This window comes from Streptomyces sp. S063, assembly GCF_002832675.1.
GTDB lineage: Bacteria > Actinomycetota > Actinomycetes > Streptomycetales > Streptomycetaceae > Streptomyces > Streptomyces sindenensis.
Genome location: NZ_CP021707.1, coordinates 5850424 through 5870528, shown reverse-complemented (window position 1 = coordinate 5870528; position 20105 = coordinate 5850424). Strand labels below are relative to the sequence as shown.

The window sequence follows — 20105 nt, the reverse complement described above, 5'->3', positions numbered from 1 at the left end:
GCATGCCCGAAGGAGACACGGTCCTGCAGACCGCCACCCGGCTGCACGCGGCGCTGGCGGGGCAGGTGCTGACCCGGTCGGACCTGCGCGTCCCCCGCTTCGCCACCGCCGACCTCACCGGCCGGACCGTCCTGGACGTCACCGCGCGCGGCAAGCACCTGCTGACCCGGATCGAGGGTGGCCTGACCCTGCACAGTCACCTCCGGATGGACGGGGCCTGGCGGGTGTTCGCCCCGGGCGAGCGGTGGCGGGGCGGCCCGGGCCACCAGATCCGGGCCATCCTCGGCAACACCGAGCACACCGCCGTCGGCTACCGGCTCCCCGTGCTGGAGCTCCTGCGCACCGCCGAGGAGGACCGGGCCGTGGGGCATCTGGGGCCGGATCTGCTGGGCCCCGACTGGGACCCCGGCCTCGCCGTGGACCGGTTGCTCGCCGCACCGGACCGCCCCCTCGGGGAAGCACTCCTCGACCAGCGCAATCTGGCGGGCATCGGCAACGTCTACAAATGCGAGCTCTGCTTCCTGGCCCGCGTCACCCCCTGGCTCCCCGTGGGCGCCCTCCCCGACGGGGTACTCCCCCGGCTCGTCACGCTCGCCGAGCGTCTGCTGTACGCCAACCGCGACCGCGCCACCCGTACGACGACGATCACCTCCGAATACCGCACCCCACCGGACCGGGGCCCCGGCCCGGTCCCGGGCACCGGCCGTCCCCGGCCACGCCCGCCCCACCACGTACAGGAGCGGCTGTACGTCTACGGGCGGGCCCGCAGACCCTGTCTGCGCTGCGGTACCCCGATCCGCCTGGCCGACCAGGACGACCGGCCCACCTACTGGTGCCCCGGCTGCCAATCAGGACCGATCCCTGATTGACGACCCGTCAGATACGGTCGCACGGTCCGGCCATGCCTCTCTCTGCGTACGACCTCACGGGCCGCGCCGCGTTCGTCACCGGTGCCCCCGGCTCGCTGATCACGATGGCGTCGGGGGCGTGGATTCCGCGAGCGCGGGCCTGCTCTGCTACGGCGTCGCGAAGGCCGCCGTGGCCCAGCTCACCAAGACGCTGGCCACGGAGCTGGGGCCGCACGCCATACGGGTGAACGCCGTCGCACCCGGCTGGATCCGTACGCCGATGACCGACCGGCACGAGGCGGCCGGACAGCACCGGGCGGAGGCGACGATGGCCCGGATATCCCCGCTGGGCCGGGTCGGGGTGCCGGAGGACGTCGCCCACACGGTGCTGCACCTGGCCTCGGACGCCTCGGCTTCATGACCGGTCAGATCCTCCGGCCGAACGGCGGCGTCGCCATGCCCTGGTGAGCCGCCCGACAGCCGCCCCCGAGCCCTTCGGCGAGCTCAACGGCACCACGGACGCGACATGAACCGGCAACAGGCTCAGCCCCCAGCCGCCCGCCGCCACTGCCCCCTCCACCAGCCCCGCCTGCTCCGGACGCAGCACCAGCCGGATCACCGCCCACCACCACAGCCCGCCGAGAACCAGCGCCGGCACCCATCGCCGTGTCATCGCTGCCTCCCGCGGCCGAGGTCCTTTCCGGCAGTTTCCCCTGGCAGCGACGGCAGTGCATCCAGAACGTCCGGCCGAAGAGCCACCCCCACAGGCAAGGCCCCCAGACACACGACCGTGCCCCCACCGGAACGGCGGGGGCACGGAAAGGCTGGGCGGCCGGGGCCGAGGGGCTACTTGTCGTCGTCCCGGCCGACGGAGTCCTTGACACCCTTGGCGCGCTCGGTGAGCCCGTCTGCCGTTTCCTTGGCTCCGCCCTTGGCCTGGTCGGCCTTGCCCTCGGCCTCCTTGCGGTGGTCGCCGGTCAGCTTCCCCACCGCTTCCTTGCCCTTGCCCTTCAGCTTGTCCATGGCTCCGTCGCTCATGATGTCGCTCCTTCGCTCGTCAGACGTTTAGCGGTCACCGGTCGCCGTTCGACGACCACGGGTCGCCGGTCAGGCGCTCTCCGCCTGGAACATCCAGGCGTGCTTCTCAAGATCCGCCGTCAGCGCGATCAACAGATCCTGGGTCACGGGATCCGGCTCGTCAGTCGCCTCGATGCGCTCCCGCATCCGGCCGATGACCACGCCGAGCGCGTCGACCAGGATCTTCACAGCGTCGGCGTCCTTGATCCAGCCCTCGGGCACGGACGCGATGGCCGTCTCCTTGGCCACGGTGCCGGAGCGCCCGTCCGGGTTGACCCCGACCGCCGAGGCACGCTCGGCCACCGTGTCGGAGTGCTGCCGGGCCGTGGTGACGACGTCGTCGAGCTGAAGGTGCACGGAGCGGAAGCGCGGACCGACCACGTTCCAATGGACCTGCTTGGCCACCAGGGAGAGGTCGACGAGGTCGACCAGGGCGCCTTGGAGCGCCGTTCCCACGACCTTGAGATCCCCCTCGGACAACGTGCTCTTGACCACAGACATGTGCGCTACTCCCATCCGTCAGCCACTTCACTGACCGTCTCAGTGCATCACCCACGATGGCACATATGAAGCAAAACGGTCATGTGGGCCTTGGTCTCCGTGTGCCCACTGACTCCCGGCTCACACACCTGATCTGCAAAAACGCATGCACTGATCCGAAACGCATCCGGCCCCAGCCGCACCGGACGCGAAAGTCCCGGCCGACCCCGGTAGGGGCCGACCGGGACTCCGGTCGAGCTCAGTGCCGCGTGGATCAGGCGGCGACGACGTCCACCGCTTCCGCGGGCGCCTTGATGGTCACACGTCCCGACGGCACACCTGCGACCGACGAGACGGAGACGGAATTGAGCATGGGACGAACCGGTACTGGGACCGGATCAGTGGCAGCTGCCGACTCGGCCAGCTCCGCGAGCGAGAGCTCGTCGCTCACCTCTCGCATGAGCTCGGACATCCGTACGTCAAGCGCGTCGCAAATCGCGGAGAGCAGTTCGGAGGATGCCTCCTTCTGCCCCCGCTCCACCTCGGAGAGATAACCGAGCGAGACCCGGGCGGACGAGGAGACTTCGCGCAGAGTACGGCCTTGGCGCTGGCGCTGCCGACGCAGCACGTCACCCAGCAGGCGACGGAGCAGAATCATCGGTGGCTCCCTCCTCGGACCGCGTAGCCGCATCCTTCACGCCCTACCGTACCGCCTTGTGCTGCGGCCGTGCGGGGAGCGATGTCGTGTTCACTCAGGGCTGCAAACATCAATTCCCCCCGGGTTGTTCCGTATCCTGTGCCCGCGCATTCCTACCGAGTTCGCTCGCGAGCAGTTCGAGGACGCCTCGCACACTCTCACTACGGATATCCGCCCTCTCACCATTCAATCGCAGAGCCGTCACTTTCTCGACGCCGGAGGGTCCGGCGACGGCCACGTAGACGGTGCCGACGGGCTGTCCGTCCTGCGGTTCCGGCCCCGCGACGCCCGTGGTGGAAATCCCCCAGTCCGCGTCGAGCACCCGGCGCACACCGGCCGCCATCTGCGACGCGACCTCGGGGTCCACCGCGCCGCGCTCCGCCACAAGGGTCGCGTCGACGCCCAGGACGTCCCGCTTCAGCGGGGTGGCATAGGCCGTCACCGAGCCTCGGAAGGACCGTGAGGCTCCGGGTACGGAGGTCAGTTCGGCGGCGACCAGGCCACCGGTCAGCGATTCCGCGACGGCGAGCGTCTCGCCCCGCGCCCCGAGAAGCCGGAGCACCCGGGCCGCGGCTGTCACCGCTCGGCCTCCGCGGCGTCGCGCGCCTCGGCCGTACCGCGTACATCCGTCCCAGCACCGCGTACGTCGGCGACGCCACCCCGTACGTCGCTGACACCACCGTGTACGTCCGCCACGCCGGCCGCGGCACCGGCACCGACCGCGGTCCCCGCCGCGGTCTGCAACGCCTCCTCCGCGGCCTCCGCCGCCCGCCCGGCCGCGGCGGCGCGCTCCGCCGCGAGGCCTTTGCGGCGCAGGACGACGGCCTGGCGTACGTAGTCGAGTCCGGTGACGACCGTCAGCACGACGGCGACCATCATCACCCAGAAGCGCAGGGTCGCCAGGGGTCCGGTGAGCGCCAGGACGTACATCCCGACCGCCGTCCCCTGCGCGAGCGTCTTCAGCTTGCCGCCCCGGCTGGCCGGGATCACGGCATGGCGGATCACCCAGAACCGCATCAGGGTGATGCCCAGCTCACGCGCGATGATCACACCGGTGATCCACCAGGGCAGATCACCCAGGATCGACAGCGAGACCAGCGCCGCGCCCATGATCGCCTTGTCGGCGATCGGGTCGGCGATCTTCCCGAAGTCCGTGACCAGGTTGTACGTGCGCGCGAGATGGCCGTCGAACAGGTCGGTGATCATGGCGATGGCGAAGGCCGCCCAGGCGAAGGAGCGCCAGGCCGGATCGTAGCCGCCGTTGTGGAACAGCAGCAGGACGAAGCCGGGCACGAGCAGCAGTCGCACCATGGTCAGGATGTTGGCGATGTTCCACAGGCTGGCCTGGTTGACGGCCGCAGTCCCCAGCTTGCCGCCGCGGACCGGCTTCGCGCCGGAACCGCCTGCCGCGGATGCCGGGACTCCCGTCATCTGGCTGCCTCCGCAAGCTCGTGGTGTTCGGCCACCAGGTCGACGCCCTCGGTGCCCACTGCCTTTGCCTCGACCATACGGCCCGGCACGAGCCCCTCGCGTGTGGTGAAGAGCACCTGGCCGTCGGTTTCGGGGGCCTGGTGGGCCGCACGGCCGATCGCGACCTCGCCGTCGTCCTCCGACTCCACGGACTCCACGAGCACCTGGAGGGTCTCGCCGACCCGCTCCTCGGCCCGCTGCGAGGTCAGCTCCTCGGCCAGCTGGGAGATGTGGGCGAGGCGTTCCGCGATGACGTCGGCGTCCAGCTTGTTCTCGTAGCCGACCGCCTCGGTGCCCTCCTCGTCGGAGTAGCCGAAGACGCCGATCGCGTCGAGGCGGGCGCCGGTGAGGAAGCGTTCCAGCTCGGCGAGGTCCGCCTCGGTCTCGCCGGGGAAGCCGACGATGAAGTTGGAGCGGGCGCCGGCCTGGGGCGCCTTGCTCCGGATGGTGTCCAGGAGCTCCAGGAAGCGGTCGGTGTCGCCGAAGCGGCGCATGGCGCGCAGCACGCCGGGGGCGGAGTGCTGGAAGGAGAGGTCGAAGTACGGCGCGACCTTCGGCGTCGAGGTGAGGACGTCGATGAGGCCGGGGCGCATCTCGGCGGGCTGGAGGTAGCTGACCCGGATCCGCTCGATGCCGTCCACATCGGCCAGCTCGGGCAGCAGGGTCTCCAGGAGGCGGATGTCGCCGAGGTCCTTGCCGTAGGAGGTGTTGTTCTCGGAGACGAGCATGACCTCCTTGACGCCCTGCTCGGCCAGCCAGCGGGTCTCCTGGAGCACGTCCGAGGGCCGCCGCGAGATGAAGGAGCCGCGGAAGGAGGGGATGGCGCAGAAGGAGCAGCGGCGGTCGCAGCCGGAGGCGAGCTTGACCGAGGCGACCGGGCTGGTGCCGAGCCGGCGGCGCAGCGGTGCTCGCGGACCGGAGACCGGGGCGACGCCTTCGGGAAGGTCCTCGGGGGCCGGGGCGGGCGCCTCCTGGGCGTGGCCGGGCAGCGCCACGGCGGCGTCCTGCCGCTCGGCGGGGCTGATCGGCAGCAGCTTGCGGCGGTCGCGCGGGGTGTGCGAGGCGTGGATGCCGCCGTTGAGGATGGTCTGGAGCCGGTCGGAGATGTCGGCGTAGTCGTCGAATCCGAGGACGCCGTCCGCCTCCGGCAGGGCCTCGGCGAGGTCCTTGCCGTAGCGCTCGGCCATGCAGCCGACGGCGACGACGGCCTGGGTGCGGCCGTGGTCCTTGAGATCGTTGGCTTCGAGCAGGGCGTCGACGGAGTCCTTCTTGGCGGCTTCGACGAACCCACAGGTGTTGACGACTGCGACATCCGCGTCCGAGGCGTCCTCGACGAGGTCCCAGCCGTCCGCTGCCAAGCGGCCTGCAAGCTCCTCCGAGTCCACCTCGTTACGGGCGCAGCCAAGAGTGACAAGGGCGACGGTACGGCGTTCGGGCATGGACTCAAGACTACTTCGTCCCGGCGACCGCCCTGCCGTGCAGGGTTGCCTGCCCCACCGCTGTTACTCCCCGTAGCAGCCGGGGCCGGGCGGGGAACGCCGACGGGCGCCCGGTGCGAGACCGGGCGCCCGTCGGGACGCGGCAGGGAAACGAGGGCTCGGATCAGCCGGCCTCGGGGTCACCCTTGGTGTAGGAAAGCCGTTCGACCTGGCCGGGACCGAAGCGGTCCTCGACCTGCTTGCCGTTGACGAAGAGGCCGATGGCCCCGGCGTCGCCGAGGACGAGGTCGATGCGCTCCTTGTCCTGGAAGGTCTTGGACTCACCCTGGAGCAGCAGCCCGTCGAAGAGCCGCCGTCCGTTGTGGTCCTTGACCGAGATCCAGCTCTTGCCGCGGTCCGCGCTGAGCTTGACCGTCACCTTGTCCCGGGGGGCGGCGGCGATGGCGCTCTCGGAGGGCACCGGCTCGGGGTCGGCGGGCTCGGTGGCGGTGGGCTTGGCCGCGGTCTTGTCGGGCTTGGAGCCCTCCGCGACCTGGGCGGTGTTGGTGGGTTCGTCCTCGCCGCTGAAGAGCGTGAAGCCGACGAACCCGACGACGGCGACGATGGCCGCGACCATGGCGGCGGTCCAGTTGGGCCGTCGGGGTTCGGAGCGGATGCGTTCCGCTTCGAACAACGGTGCCGCGGGGGTCGGGGCGGGGCGGCCGCCGTGATCGGCGTCGTACTCCTCGACCAGCGGTGCCGGATCGAGGCCGACGGCACGGGCGAGCGTGCGGATGTGGCCGCGGGCATAGACGTCGCCGCCGCAGCGGGAGAAGTCGTCCTGCTCGATCGCGTGCACGATGGGGATGCGCACCCGGGTGGAGCTGCTGACTTCCTCGGCCGTCAGGCCTGCGGCGATGCGAGCCTGCTGAAGGGCACGACCGATCGAAGGCCGGTCGTCTTCGGGGGAGTTGCCGATGGACACGGGGGCGCCTTTCGAGCGTGAGCCACCTGCTGGATGTTCAGTCTAGGGGGGGTGCGAAAGGGTGGGGCAACCGGGAGGGACGACTTTGTACGCCATCGGGTTTCGCCGGACGTCCCCGCCTCCGGCTCCGGTGCGGAGCGGGGGCGGGGGACAGCCCCGATCGAGGACTGGGCAACCTGTAGTGGGCCGAACGGGGTAGGAGCAAGGGTGAGGTGGTGACGGAGCGAGCTGCGGGGAGGAGCACGGTTCCGTCCCTCCCTTCAACTGGACGTACGACCGTACGAAACGGTTGCCCACAAAACCTTTACGGAGCGGATTCCGTTACGAAGCGGATTCCCCGCGGATGACGGCCAACACCCCGTCGAGCTCGTCGGGTTTCACCAGGACGTCCCGCGCCTTGGATCCCTCGCTGGGTCCGACGATGGAGCGGGACTCCATCAGGTCCATCAGCCGGCCCGCCTTGGCGAAGCCGACCCGCAGCTTGCGCTGGAGCATCGAGGTCGATCCGAACTGGGTGGAGACGACCAGCTCGGCGGCCTGGCAGAGCAGGTCCAGGTCGTCGCCGATGTCCTCGTCGATCTCCTTCTTCTGCTTCGTACCGACGACGACGTCCTCCCGGAAGACCGGGGCCATCTGGTCCTTGCAGTGCTGAACGACGGCCGCGACCTCGTCCTCGGTGACGAAGGCGCCCTGCATGCGGGTGGGTTTGTTGGCGCCCATCGGGAGGAAGAGCCCGTCGCCCTTGCCGATGAGCTTCTCGGCGCCGGGCTGGTCGAGGATGACGCGGCTGTCGGCGAGCGAGGAGGTGGCGAAGGCGAGCCGGGAGGGCACGTTCGCCTTGATCAGGCCGGTCACGACGTCGACCGAGGGCCGCTGGGTGGCGAGCACCAGGTGGATGCCGGCCGCGCGGGCGAGCTGGGTGATGCGGACGATCGAGTCCTCGACGTCGCGCGGGGCCACCATCATCAGGTCGGCCAGCTCGTCGACGATCACCAGCAGATACGGGTACGGGGACAGCTCGCGCTCGCTCCCCTCGGGGAGCTTCACCTTGCCCTCGCGTACCGCCTTGTTGAAGTCGTCGATGTGCCGGAAGCCGAAGGCGGCGAGGTCGTCGTAGCGCAGATCCATCTCGCGCACGACCCATTGCAGCGCCTCGGCGGCCTTCTTGGGGTTGGTGATGATCGGGGTGATCAGGTGCGGAATGCCCTCGTACGCGGTCAGCTCGACGCGCTTGGGGTCGACGAGGACCATGCGCACGTCCTCGGGAGTGGCCCGCACCATGATCGAGGTGATGAGGCAGTTGATGCAGGACGACTTGCCGGAACCCGTGGCGCCGGCCACGAGCATGTGGGGCATCTTCGCCAGGCTGTGCATGACATAGCCGCCCTCGACGTCCTTGCCGAAGGCCACCATCATCGGGTCGTCGTCCTCGGCCAGGCGCAACACGTCGCCGAGGTTGACCATCTCCCGGTCGCTGTTGGGGATCTCGATGCCGACCGCCGACTTGCCCGGGATGGGCGAGATGATCCGGACATCCGGGCTGGCCACGGCGTAGGCGATGTTCTTGGTCAGCGCGGTGATCTTCTCGACCTTCACGGCGGGGCCGAGCTCCACCTCGTACCGGGTGACGGTGGGCCCCCGGGTGAAGCCGGTGACGGCGGCATCCACCTTGAACTCGGTGAACACGGTGGTCAGCGACTCGACCACACGGTCGTTGGCGGCGCTGCGGGTCTTGCCCGGGCCGCCGCGCTCCAGCAGGTCGAGCGAGGGCAGGGAGTAGGTGATGTCGCCGGAGAGCTGGAGCTGTTCGGCTCGGCCGGGCAGCCCCTGCGCGGACTCGGGGGCGGGCTTGGTCAGGTCGGGCACCCCGCCCGACCGTTCCTCGCCGCCCTCGGGCGCGGGGGCGGACTTGCGGACTCCGGGCTTCGGGCGCTCCTCCCGCTCGGCCTCCCGGGCCCCGGGCACGGGCGTCCCGGTGCGCTCCCGGTCCACGGAGACGCCCTGGGTCAGGTCGGCGACGACCGGAGAGGGCGGCATGCCGTTGAGCACGGCCCCGTCGAGCGCGGCAGCGGCGGCGGCGGCGACGTCCACCGGGTCCAGCGGCCGGTTCATCGCGGGCTGCGCGGAGGGCCTGCGGGTCCTGCGGCGCTTGGTGAGCGCTTCCTCCTCGGCCCGGTCGTGGTCGTCCGCCGGGTCCGTGTCCGTACGCCGTGTACCGCGTCGGCGGGTCCGCTCGGGCAGCGCCTCACGCCACTGTTCGTCGTAGCGCTCGTCGTCGTCCTCGTACCCCTCGTACTCCTCGGGGGCGGGCTCGACGATGCCGAGGCGGACGCCGAGCTGACGCAGCCGCCGCGGAATGGCGTTGACCGGGGTGGCGGTGACGACGAGGAGACCGAACACGGTCAGCAGCACCAGCAGCGGTACGGCGAGCACCTCGCCCATCATGAAGATCAGCGGCTTGGACATGGCCCAGCCGACCAGTCCGCCCGCGTCCTGCATGGCCTCGGTGCCCGCGTCCCGGCCCGGCGAACCGCAGGCGATGTGGACCTGACCGAGGACCCCGATGACCAGCGCGGACAGCCCGATGACGATACGGCCGTTGGCCTCGGGCCGCTCCGGGTACAGGATGAGCCGCACCGCCATCGCGCCCAGCAGTATCGGCGCGAGCAGGTCGAGCCGTCCGAAGGCCCCGGTCACCAGCATCTCGACCAGGTCGCCGACCGGCCCCTGCAGATTGGACCAGGTGCCCGCGGCGACGATCAGAGCCAGGCCCAGCAGGAGGAGTGCGAGCCCGTCCTTGCGGTGGGCGGGGTCAAGTCCCTTGGCACCGCGCCCTATCGAGCGGAACACCGCGCCGACACCGTGGGCCGTTCCGAGCCAGACCGCGCGCACCAGCCGGTAGACGCCCCCGGTGGGTGACGGCGCGGGCCTGGGCGCGGGCTTCTTGGCCGCCGCCTTCTTCGCGGGAGCCTTCTTCGCGGGGGCAGCCGACTTCTTCGGTGCGGTCTTCTTGGCGGGCGCGGCTTTCTTCGCCGGGCCTGAAGTACGGCCGACGCGCTTGGCGGTGCCCGCCGTGCCCTGGGAACCCTTGCCGGACGTACGTGAGGCCATGGTGCCGAGGTTACCGCTGTCGTCGCCCGTGAACACGTTCGCCTACTGGTTCACCCGACCGTGTCGCCTCCGAGCGGCCGGGAACTGACGCCGCCTCATGGCCCCGGCTCCGCTTCACGGCAGGGGCTGCGCACGAGCGAGGATCGACGCGCCAGGGGCTGGGGAATGTCAGCCCTGTGCGGGCAGGACGCCCGCGCCCCCACCGGTGCCCGGCTCCAGCGCGTCGAGCGCGCGGCGCAGACCGGTCAGCTTGCGCTCCAGGTGAGCCGCGGTGGCGACCGCCGCGGCGTCCGCGGATTCGTCGTCGAGCTGCTTGGAGAGCGCTTCCGCCTGCTCCTCGACCGCCGCGAGCCGTGCGGAGAGTTCGGCCAGCAGACCGGCCGGCTCCTTCTCGTTCTCGCCGCCCGCGTGGCCGTCGCCCTCCAACTGGAGCCGCAGCAGGGCCGCCTGCTCGCGGAGCTTGCAGTTCTTCATGTACAGCTCGACGAAGACGGACACCTTGGCCCGCAGCACCCACGGGTCGAAGGGCTTGGAGATGTAGTCCACCGCACCGGCCGCGTACCCACGGAAGGTGTGGTGCGGACCGTGGTTGATCGCGGTGAGGAAGATGATCGGGATGTCCCGGGTCCGCTCGCGCCGCTTGATGTGCGCGGCGGTCTCGAAACCGTCCATGCCCGGCATCTGGACGTCCAGCAGGATGACCGCGAAGTCGTCCGTGAGCAGCGCTTTGAGCGCCTCCTCCCCTGACGATGCCCGCACCAGTGTCTGATCGAGCGCAGAGAGGATGGCCTCCAGCGCCAGCAGATTCTCCGGCCGGTCATCGACCAGGAGGATCTTGGCCTTCTGCACCATGGCCCGCCCTCCTCGCCCCGGAAATGCACCGGGTGCCGCCCCAGGGGACGACTCCCTTACGCCGTCCGTCCTTGTGCCGGTCATGGTAGCCGCACCCCGCCCGTCACCACACCCTGTCACCGCGATGTCACTGTGCACATACCGCAAACGCGGTGGGAGACCAGAAGGTTCCCCGAATACGGCGCGTTCACACCCGTTCGAGCACAGTCGGTCAACAACTCACGCCAATTCATTCAATCCTCGATCACTCTCCGTGCATCCACTGCTCCATCACCGCAAGCAGATGATCAGGATCGACCGGCTTCGTCACATAGTCGGAAGCTCCGCAATCGATGGCCTTCTCCCGGTCGCCCTTCATCGCCTTCGCGGTGAGCGCGACGATCGGCAGTCCGGCGAACTGCGGCATCCGCCGGATCGCGGTCGTCGTCGCGTACCCGTCCATCTCGGGCATCATGATGTCCATCAGCACGACCGTCACATCGTCGTGCTGCTCCAGGACTTCGATGCCCTCACGGCCGTTCTCCGCGTACAGCACGGAGAGCCCGTGCTGCTCCAGCACGCTGGTGAGTGCGAAGACGTTGCGGATGTCGTCGTCGACGATGAGCACCTTCTCGCCCCGGAAACGGAATGTCCGCCGAGGCGCCGGCTCGGCCGCCGCGCCCTGCTCCTGCCCCTGACTCCCGCCCTGGCTCCCCTGCACCCACTCCTCCTGCTGCGGGGCGCCCTCGGACGCCGTGCGACCGGCCGGCAGCGCGGGCTTGCGGGCCGCGTCCCCCAGGGCCTTGCGCCGCCTGCGGAACACCCCTGCCGAGTTGGCCGGGTCGCCGTACGGAGCCGACTGGCCCTGCGGCGGCTGCGCCTGCCCCATCTCGCCCGCGCCACCCAGCACCTCGGCGGAACCGGAACCGACCGCGGGGAAGCCCTGGGGCGGCAGCTCGGCGCGGTGCAGCGGCAGGTACAGGGTGAAGGTCGAACCCCGTCCCGGCTCGCTCGCCGCGTGGATCTCGCCACCGAGCAGCCGGGCGATCTCCCGGCTGATGGAGAGACCGAGACCGGTGCCGCCGTACTTCCGGCTCGTCGTGCCGTCCGCCTGCTTGAACGCCTCGAAGATCACCAGCATCTTGCTGGACGCGATCCCGATCCCGGTGTCGGTGACCGAGAACGCGATCAGATCGGCTTCGGCGTCCCTCAGCGAACCCGCCTCCAGCAGATGCTCCCGGATCGCGTTCGGCACATCGGCGCCGGCCGGCCGGATCACCAGCTCCACCGCGCCGGTGTCGGTGAACTTCACCGCGTTGGACAGCAGGTTGCGCAGCACCTGGAGCAGCCGCTGCTCGTCGGTGTGCAGCGTCGCCGGCAGCTCCGGCGACACCCGTACGGAGAAGTCGAGCCCCTTCTCCGCGGTGAGCGGGCGGAAGGTCGCCTCCACGTAGTCGACCAGCTGGACCAGGGCGATCCGGGTCGGGCTGACGTCCATCTTGCCCGCCTCGACCTTGGAGAGGTCGAGGATGTCGTTGATCAGCTGGAGCAGATCGGATCCGGCCCCGTGGATCGTCTCGGCGAACTCCACCTGCTTCGGCGAGAGATTGCCCTCGGCGTTGTCCGCCAGCAACTTGGCCAGGATCAGCAGCGAGTTGAGCGGGGTGCGCAGCTCGTGCGACATGTTCGCCAGGAACTCGGACTTGTAGCGCATCGAGACCGCGAGCTGCTCGGCGCGCTCCTCCAGGACCTGGCGTGCCTCCTCGATCTCGGTGTTCTTCACCTCGATGTCGCGGTTCTGCTGGGCCAGCAGCTCGGCCTTCTCCTCCAGTTCGGCGTTGGACGCCTGGAGGGCCTTCTGCCGGTTCTCCAACTCCTGCGAGCGGTCACGCAGCTGCTCGGTCAGCTCCTGCGACTGCTCCAGCAGCTTCTCGGTCTTGGTGTTGACGCTGATCGTGTTGACGCTCGTCGCGATCATCTCGGCGAGCTGGTTGAGGAAGTCCCGCTGGATGTGCGTGAACGGCTGGAAGGAGGCCAGCTCGATCACCCCGAGGACCTTGCCCTCGAACAGCACCGGCAGCACGATCACATGCGCGGGCGGCGCCTCCCCGAGACCGGAGGAGATCTTCAGATATCCCGGCGGCACATTGTCCACCTGGATCGTCCGCTTCTCCTCGGCCGCCGTCCCGATGAGCGTCTCACCGGGCCGGAACGAGGTCGGCATCGAACCCGCCGAGTAGCCGTAACTCCCCCGCATCCGCAGCTCGTACGCACCGTCGTCGCCGTTGTCGGGACCGACCTCGTCCGAGTCGCCCGGGGACATGGCCAGGAAGAACGCGCCGTGCTGCGCCGAGACCACCGGCGTCAGCTCGCTCATGATCAGCGAGGCCACGTCGTCCAGATCGCGGCGGCCCTGCATCAGACCGGAGATCCGGGCGAGGTTGCCCTTCAGCCAGTCCTGCTCCTTGTTGGCGAGGGTCGTGTCGCGGAGGTTCGCGATCATCGTGTTGATGTTGTCCTGGAGGACCTGGATCTCCCCGGCCGCGTCCACATCGATCTTGAGGTTCAGATCGCCGCGGGTCACCGCGGTGGCGACGGCCGCGATGGCGCGCACCTGACGGGTCAGGTTCCCGGCCATCTCGTTCACCGACTCGGTGAGGTCGCGCCAGGTGCCGTCCACGTCCCGCACCCGCGCCTGACCGCCCAACTGCCCCTCGGTGCCCACCTCGCGGGCGACCCGGGTCACCTGCTCGGCGAACGAGGACAGCTGGTCGACCATCGTGTTGATGGTGTTCTTGAGCTCCTGGATCTCACCGCGCGCGTCGATGTCGATCTTCTTGGTCAGATCACCCTTGGCGATGGCGGTGGTGACCGTGGCGATCTGCCGCACCTGGCCGGTCAGGTTGGAGGCCATCGAGTTCACGGACTCGGTGAGGTCCTTCCACGTACCGGCGACCCCCGGCACCCGGGCCTGGCCGCCCAGTTCGCCCTCCGTACCCACCTCACGGGCCACCCGCGTGACCTCGTCGGCGAACGAGGACAGCGTCGTCACCATCGTGTTGACCGTGTCGGCCAGCTCCGCGACCTCGCCGCGCGCCTCCACGGTGACCTTCTTGGTGAGATCGCCGTTGGCGACCGCGGAGGAGACCCGGGAGATGTTGCGCACCTGGCTGGTCAGGTTGTTGGCCATCAGGTTGACGTTCTCGCTGAGGTCCTTCCAGATGCCGGTCGCCCCGCGCACCCGCGCCTGACCGCCGAGAATCCCCTCGGTGCCCACCTCGCGGGCCACCCGGGACACCTCGTCGGCGAAGTTCAGCAGCTGGTCGACCATCGTGTTGACGGTCGTGACCAGTTCGAGGATCTCGCCCTTGGCGTCAACGGTGATCTTCTTCGAGAGATCGCCCTTGGCGACCGCGGTGGTGACCTCGGCGATGTTCCGGACCTGGAGGGTCAGGTTGTTCGCCATGCCGTTGACGGACTGAGTGAGGTCCTTCCACGTACCGGACACGCCCTGCACCTCGGCCTGACCGCCGAGGATGCCTTCCGTACCCACCTCACGGGCGACCCGCGTCACCTGCTCCGCGAAGTTGGACAGCTGGTCCACCATCGTGTTGAGGGTGTTCTTCAGCTCCAGGATCTCGCCCCGGGCGTCCACGTCGATCTTCTGCGACAGGTCACCGCGCGCGACCGCCGTGGCGACCTGCGCGATGTTACGGACCTGAGCGGTGAGGTTCCCCGCCATGCCGTTCACCGAATCGGTCAGATCGCGCCACACTCCGGCGACGCCGGGCACCTGCGCCTGACCGCCGAGCCGGCCGTCCGTACCCACTTCCCGGGCCACCCTGGTGACCTGGTCGGCGAAGGCGGACAGCTGGTCGACCATGGTGTTGATGGTGTTCTTGAGCTCCAGGATCTCGCCCCGGGCGTCCACGTCGATCTTCTGCGACAGGTCGCCCCGCGCCACGGCAGTCGTCACCTGCGCGATCTGCCTCACCTGGGAGGTGAGGTTCCCGGCCATGAAGTTGACGGAGTCCGTCAGCTCCTTCCACGTACCCGAGACGCCGTCCACCCGCGCCTGACCGCCGAGGCGGCCCTCGGTGCCCACGTCCCGGGCCATCCGCGTCACCTGATCGGCGAAGCTGGAGAGCTGCGCCACCATCGTGTTGACGGTGTTCTTCAGCTCCAGCATCTCGCCGGCCACGTCCACGGTGACCTTCTGCGACAGGTCACCGTTGGCGACCGCCGTGGTGACCTGCGCGATGTCCCGGACCTGACCGGTCAGGTTACGGAACGCGGTGTTCACCGAGTCGGTGAGGTCCTTCCACGTCCCCGCCGCCCCCGGTACCTCCGCCTGCCCGCCGAGGCGGCCCTCGACGCCGACCTCCCGAGCCACCCGGGTCACCTCGGAACCGAACGACTGGAGCTGGTCCACCATCGTGTTGACGGTGTTCTTCAGCTCCAGCATCTCGCCGGCCACGTCGACCGTGACCTTCTGCGACATGTCGCCGCTGGCCACCGCGGTCGTCACCTGCGCGATGTCGCGCACCTGCGTGGTGAGGTTCCGGAAGACCGTGTTCACCGAGTCGGTGAGGTCCTTCCAGGTCCCGGCGGCACCGGGCACCTGCGCCTGACCGCCGAGGAGCCCCTCGCCACCGACCTCGCTCGCCACCCGGGTCACTTCGTCCGCGAAGGTCCGCAGCGTCTCGGTCATCTGGTTGATCGTCTCGGCGAGCTGGGCGACCTCGCCGCGCGCGCTCACCGTGACCTTCTGCGTCAGGTCACCACTGGCGACCGCCGTCGTCACCTCCGCGATCCCGCGCACCTGGGAGGTGAGGTTGCCCGCCATCGTGTTGACGGAGTCGGTGAGGTCCTTCCACACCCCTGCCACACCCGGCACGGTCGCCTGACCGCCCAGCTCACCCTCCGTACCCACCTCACGGGCGACACGGGTCACCTCGGAGGAGAACGAGGACAGCTGGTCGACCATCGTGTTGACGGTGTTCTTCAGCTGGAGCATCTCACCGGCCACATGGACGGTGACCTTCCGCGAAAGATCGCCCTTGGCGACCGCCGTCGTCACCAGCGCGATGTCGCGCACCTGGGCGGTGAGCCGGTACGCCATGGTGTTCACGGAGTCCGTGAGGTCCTTCCAGGACCCGGACATCCCCCGCACCTGAGCCTGGCCGCCGAGCTTGCCCTCGGTGCCCACCTCGACGGCGACCCGGGTCACCTGCTCGGTGAAGACCGACAGCTGGTCGACCAGGTTGTTGACCGTACGGGCAACCTTCAGGAACTCGCCGCGCAGCGGCCGTACCGTCTCGTCCTGCGTGTGCGAGCGCAGCTCCATCCGCTGTTCCAGATCACCGTCGGCGACCGCCGACAGAACCCGGCCCACTTCGGAAACCGGTCGCGCGAGATCGTCGACGAGCTCGTTGGAGGCGTCGATGGCGGCGGCCCAGGAACCCTCACAGGCGCCCGTCTCCAGCCGCTCCGTGAGCTTGCCCTCGCGCCCGACCACCCGCCGTACGCGCGCCAGCTCACCGGTGAGATGGAGATTGCGGTCGGCGACCTCGTTGAAGACCGCCGCGATCTCCGTCATCACACCGTCGCCCGAGACGGTGAGCCGCCTGCGGAAATTGCCGTCGCGCATCGCCACGAGGCCCGCGAGCACTCTGTTCAGAGCGGCCGCGTCCACTTCGACGGTGCCATTGCGCTGCTTTTTCACGGACTGTCCGCCTTTTGTACGCGCCTTCGAACCCTGCGCCGCCACGCCAGACTCCACCGTGTCCCTCCCGCAGGGGTTGACCGTTCACTCGGGCCTATCCGGAAGCTTGCCCAGTTCCACTTTGGCTCACCGCCACAGCACACCGTCAACGGGCGGCCGGACGGACGTCAAATCGTTGCAACGTACCAGGCCGGAACGGGTCGGCGGGAAAACTGCACCGGTTGCTCCCCATCCCGTGCACCGGGAGTCCATACTTGTGCGCCCGCGCACCACCGGGGCGACTTGTCCCGAACTCGGCCCTCGTGTACCCGGCAGCCTTGAGATACGTCTAGCCTGGCAAGCGAATCGAAGCGGCGATAAACGGGCACAGGACTCGGGGAAGCGACGAGACACCAATATGGGGAGTGCTGTGATCACCGCGCGCGCGGCCGCCACCTTCGAACCGGTCGGGCGCTCGGTCGCGACCGCCCGCGCCTTCGTCCGGGACACGCTCCAGGGGTGGGGCTACAACGATGTCGTGGACGACGCCGTCGTCCTCACCAGTGAGCTCGTGACCAATGCCGTCATTCACGCGGGGACGGCGGCCGACGTCCTGTGCCTGCGCACCGAGGACGGCGTCCGCGTCGAGGTCTCCGACCACTACCCGGAACGCGAGGTCCCGCTCCAGAGCAGCGGCCTCGACTTCGGCAGCCCGGACCGCGAGAACGGCCGCGGTCTGCTGCTCTGCGCCGCCCTGGCCTCCCGCTGGGGCGTCGAGTACTCCCCCACCCGCAAGCACGTGTGGTTCCAGCTGGACCTGCCCGACCGGCCCGTGGGCATCCGCTCCGCCGGCCCCGTCCTGCCCACCTCGCTCCTCCCGGTCACCGACCAGCGGATCCGGGTCGCCGTCGTCCAGATCGACAGCGCCGGCGCGATCAGCGCGTGGAACGACGACGCCGCGTATGTCTTCGGGCACACCACGGAGCAGGTCACCGGGAAGCAGTTCACCGACTTCGTGGCCTGGCCGCACACCCCGGGCACCAACACCGGCATCGCCGACGCCCTCCAGCTCTCCCGCTGGGAGGGCAGCTACGGCATCCGCGGCGCGGACGGCCGGACCATCGCCGTCTACGCCTCGCACCTGCGGGTCCGCGACACCGACGGCGACCCGTCCACGGTCTGCCTCCTCGTCCGCGACGACGAACGCGCCGTGCTCCAGAGCCCGGTCCGCGCCCCGGTCTCCGACGCCTCCTCCGACAGCCGCACCACGGACCCGTTCGAGGTCTTCATCGGCTCGCCCGCCCCCGACGACCTCGACGGCCTGCTTCAACGAACGGTCGAGCGGGCCCGCGACATGCTCGACGCCGACGCCGCGTTCCTCCTCCTCGCCACGGACGACGAGACGGAGCTGGAGGTCCGCGCGACGACGGGCCTCCCCTCGGCCCGCCAGCGCTTCGCCCGGGTCCCCGTGGAAGCCGGAACGGGACGCTACGGCTCCGCCCGCATGCCGGCCGTCCACGAGGACCTGACCGCCGTTCCCGGCGCCGTCCCGCTCCTCACCGACACCGGGATGCGGTCGGTCGTCACGGTCCCGCTGAAGGTCGAGGGGCGACTCACCGGCTCTCTCGGCGTCGCGGCGGAGGGCGCGGGCCGCTACTCGAACGAGGAGGCCCTGCGCCTCCAGTTCGCTGCCGACCGCATCGCGCTGGCCGTGGAGTCCGCCCGCCTCGGCGAGCTGGAGCGGCTGCGCCGCGGCTCCCTGTCCTTCCTCGTCGAGGCCTCCGACCTGCTGGCCGGCACGCTGGACCGGGACCAGACCCTGGCGCTGATGGCCCAGATGACGGTCCCGACCCTGGCCACCTGGTGCGCGGTCTACACGATCGCGGACCAGTCCTCCGATCCGTACCTCTCGTACGTGCTCCACGAGGACGAGGACCTCATCGACGGCCTCAAGGCCCTGCTCTCGAAGATCGCCCCACCGGATCCGGTCCCGACGCCGGGCGCCCGCGTCTGGGCCGCCCCGGCGGAGGCGGGCCACCGTGCGGCCCTGTCCACGTCGACCCGCAGCCTGGCCCACGACGCCCCGCTGAGCATGAGCACGGCCACCCGCACGACGCTCGCCACGGCCCAGGCGGTCGGCGGGGAGACGGTGGTCCTTCCGCTGGTCGCCCGCAACCGTGTGATCGGCATGCTGACGCTCGGGAAGCCCTCGGACGACCACTTCCGCCAGGAGATCCTGGAACTGGCCGAGGACCTGTCCCGCAGGGCCGCCCTGGCCCTGGACAACGCCCGCCTGTACTCGGAGCGCATGGCGATCAGCCAGTCCCTCCAGCGCAGCCTGCTGCCCCCGGGCCTCCCCGACGTACCGAACGTCGAGATCGAGGTCATCTACCGTGCCGCGGGCGAGGGCAACGAGGTCGGCGGCGACTTCTACGACGTCTTCCCGATCTGCGACGGCGCGTACGGCTTCGCCATCGGCGACGTCTGCGGTACGGGCCCCGAGGCGGCCGCCGTCACGGGCCTGGCCCGCCACGCGCTGCGCCTGCTGGCCCGCGAGGGCTTCGGCGGCCCGGCGGTCCTGGAGCGCCTCAACGCCGCGATCCTCGACGAGGGCGCCCGTAGCCGCTTCCTGACCCTCCTGTACGGCGAGCTGTGGCCCCAGGAGGACGGCAGCGCCCTCCTGAAGGTGGTCTGCGCCGGCCACCCGCTGCCGCTGCGCCTGCGCCAGGACGGCTCCGTGGAGGCCGCCGCGGAACCGCAGCCCCTGCTGGGCGTGCTCGACGACCTCGACCTGTACGAGCAGGAGGTCGTCCTCGACCCGGGCGACGTCCTGCTGTGCGTCACGGACGGTGTCACCGAACGCCGCGAGGGAACCCGCATGCTGGGCGACGACGGCCTCGCGGACGTCCTGTCGACGTGTACGGGCCTGACGGCCGGAGCGGTCGCCTCTCGCATCCTGCGGGCCGTGGAGCGCTTCGCCGCCGAGCCGGCCTCGGACGACATGGCGATCCTGGCCATGCGCGTCCCGGAGCCTCCGCTGACCTGACTCCGCTCGGCGCTCCTCGGCAACGCGAAAGGCCCCCGCCATGTGGCGGGGGCCTTTCGTTGTTCAGAGCCCCAATGCGGAATCGAACCGCAGACCTTCTCCTTACCATGGAGACGCTCTACCGACTGAGCTATTGGGGCCTCGTTGCGCTGCGGCAACGAGGTAAACCATACACGGGATCAAGGGATATGCATAATCGCGATCGGTGGCTCGGAGGGGCGGTAGAGGGACGGTAGGAGCCGCAGGTTCGGGCCTGGTGCTCCGGTCCCGGAAAGCAGAAGAGCCCCGCACCAGAAGGTGCGGGGCTTTCCCGGAAAGATTGTTCGGCGGCGTCCTACTCTCCCACAGGGTCCCCCCTGCAGTACCATCGGCGCTGAAAGGCTTAGCTTCCGGGTTCGGAATGTAACCGGGCGTTTCCCTAACGCAATGACCACCGAA

Annotated in this window: 13 protein-coding genes, 1 tRNA gene, 1 rRNA gene and 1 pseudogene; 3 read left to right on the top strand and 13 right to left on the bottom strand. The window is 69.9% G+C overall.

The annotated features are described in order from the left end of the window. Window positions 1-2 precede the first annotated feature (2 nt). Both CCZ36_RS27105 and CCZ36_RS27100 read left to right on the top strand, forming a co-directional pair. A complete protein-coding gene (locus CCZ36_RS27105; RefSeq protein ID WP_128818753.1) occupies window positions 3-869 on the top strand; it encodes an Fpg/Nei family DNA glycosylase in 867 nt (288 codons plus the stop codon). Window positions 870-949: 80 nt separating this feature from the next. After that, window positions 950-1316 (top strand): annotated as a pseudogene (locus CCZ36_RS27100) (SDR family NAD(P)-dependent oxidoreductase); the annotation flags it as partial. On the opposite strand, the gene CCZ36_RS27095 reads toward CCZ36_RS27100, so the two are convergent. The 11 genes from CCZ36_RS27095 to CCZ36_RS27045 form a co-directional block, all read right to left on the bottom strand. Next, window positions 1264-1521, bottom strand: coding sequence for a hypothetical protein (locus tag CCZ36_RS27095; protein WP_079134211.1), 258 nt, complete (start codon window positions 1519-1521; stop codon window positions 1264-1266). The pseudogene CCZ36_RS27100 and the gene CCZ36_RS27095 overlap by 53 nt on opposite strands. A gap of 173 nt (window positions 1522-1694) precedes the next feature. Next, on the bottom strand, window positions 1695-1886 hold the full coding sequence (locus CCZ36_RS27090) for a CsbD family protein (protein WP_069738696.1): 192 nt from the start codon (window positions 1884-1886) through the stop codon (window positions 1695-1697). 69 nt (window positions 1887-1955) lie between these two features. Continuing rightward, the gene (locus tag CCZ36_RS27085; protein WP_065481759.1) at window positions 1956-2426 is read right to left on the bottom strand and encodes a Dps family protein; all 471 of its coding nucleotides are present in this window, start codon (window positions 2424-2426) and stop codon (window positions 1956-1958) included. Window positions 2427-2679: 253 nt separating this feature from the next. Further along, window positions 2680-3063 carry a helix-turn-helix domain-containing protein gene (locus CCZ36_RS27080; protein ID WP_015611861.1) on the bottom strand — a complete coding sequence of 128 codons (384 nt, stop codon included), beginning with the start codon at window positions 3061-3063 and terminating at the stop codon, window positions 2680-2682. A 109-nt stretch (window positions 3064-3172) separates the two neighbouring features. Next, entirely contained in the window at window positions 3173-3682 is a 510-nt protein-coding gene (locus CCZ36_RS27075) for a CinA family protein (protein ID WP_069738697.1), read from the bottom strand. Further along, entirely contained in the window at window positions 3679-4533 is an 855-nt protein-coding gene (pgsA, locus tag CCZ36_RS27070; protein WP_069738698.1) for a CDP-diacylglycerol--glycerol-3-phosphate 3-phosphatidyltransferase, read from the bottom strand. Before pgsA ends, CCZ36_RS27075 begins: the two co-directional genes overlap by 4 nt. Continuing rightward, window positions 4530-6011, bottom strand: coding sequence for a 30S ribosomal protein S12 methylthiotransferase RimO (rimO, locus tag CCZ36_RS27065; protein ID WP_069738699.1), 1482 nt, complete (start codon window positions 6009-6011; stop codon window positions 4530-4532). The genes pgsA and rimO overlap by 4 nt, the downstream gene beginning before the upstream one ends. A 163-nt stretch (window positions 6012-6174) precedes the next feature. Further along, window positions 6175-6975, bottom strand: coding sequence for a helix-turn-helix domain-containing protein (locus tag CCZ36_RS27060; protein ID WP_069738700.1), 801 nt, complete (start codon window positions 6973-6975; stop codon window positions 6175-6177). Between the two features lie 321 nt (window positions 6976-7296). Beyond that, a complete protein-coding gene (locus tag CCZ36_RS27055) occupies window positions 7297-10086 on the bottom strand; it encodes a DNA translocase FtsK (protein ID WP_069738705.1) in 2790 nt (929 codons plus the stop codon). A gap of 168 nt (window positions 10087-10254) precedes the next feature. After that, the gene (locus CCZ36_RS27050; RefSeq protein WP_128818752.1) at window positions 10255-10938 is read right to left on the bottom strand and encodes a response regulator; all 684 of its coding nucleotides are present in this window, start codon (window positions 10936-10938) and stop codon (window positions 10255-10257) included. A gap of 244 nt (window positions 10939-11182) precedes the next feature. After that, entirely contained in the window at window positions 11183-16642 is a 5460-nt protein-coding gene (locus CCZ36_RS27045; protein ID WP_069738701.1) for a HAMP domain-containing protein, read from the bottom strand. Between the two features lie 397 nt (window positions 16643-17039). Here CCZ36_RS27045 and CCZ36_RS27040 point away from each other — a divergent pair, with 397 nt between their 5' ends. Further along, window positions 17040-19667, top strand: coding sequence for a SpoIIE family protein phosphatase (locus CCZ36_RS27040; protein WP_069738702.1), 2628 nt, complete (start codon window positions 17040-17042; stop codon window positions 19665-19667). Between the two features lie 67 nt (window positions 19668-19734). On the opposite strand, the gene CCZ36_RS27035 is transcribed toward CCZ36_RS27040, so the two are convergent. Together CCZ36_RS27035 and rrf are read right to left on the bottom strand one after the other, a co-directional pair. Beyond that, window positions 19735-19807 (bottom strand) — tRNA-Thr (locus CCZ36_RS27035). 181 nt (window positions 19808-19988) lie between these two features. Continuing rightward, window positions 19989-20105 (bottom strand): 5S ribosomal RNA (gene rrf / locus CCZ36_RS27030).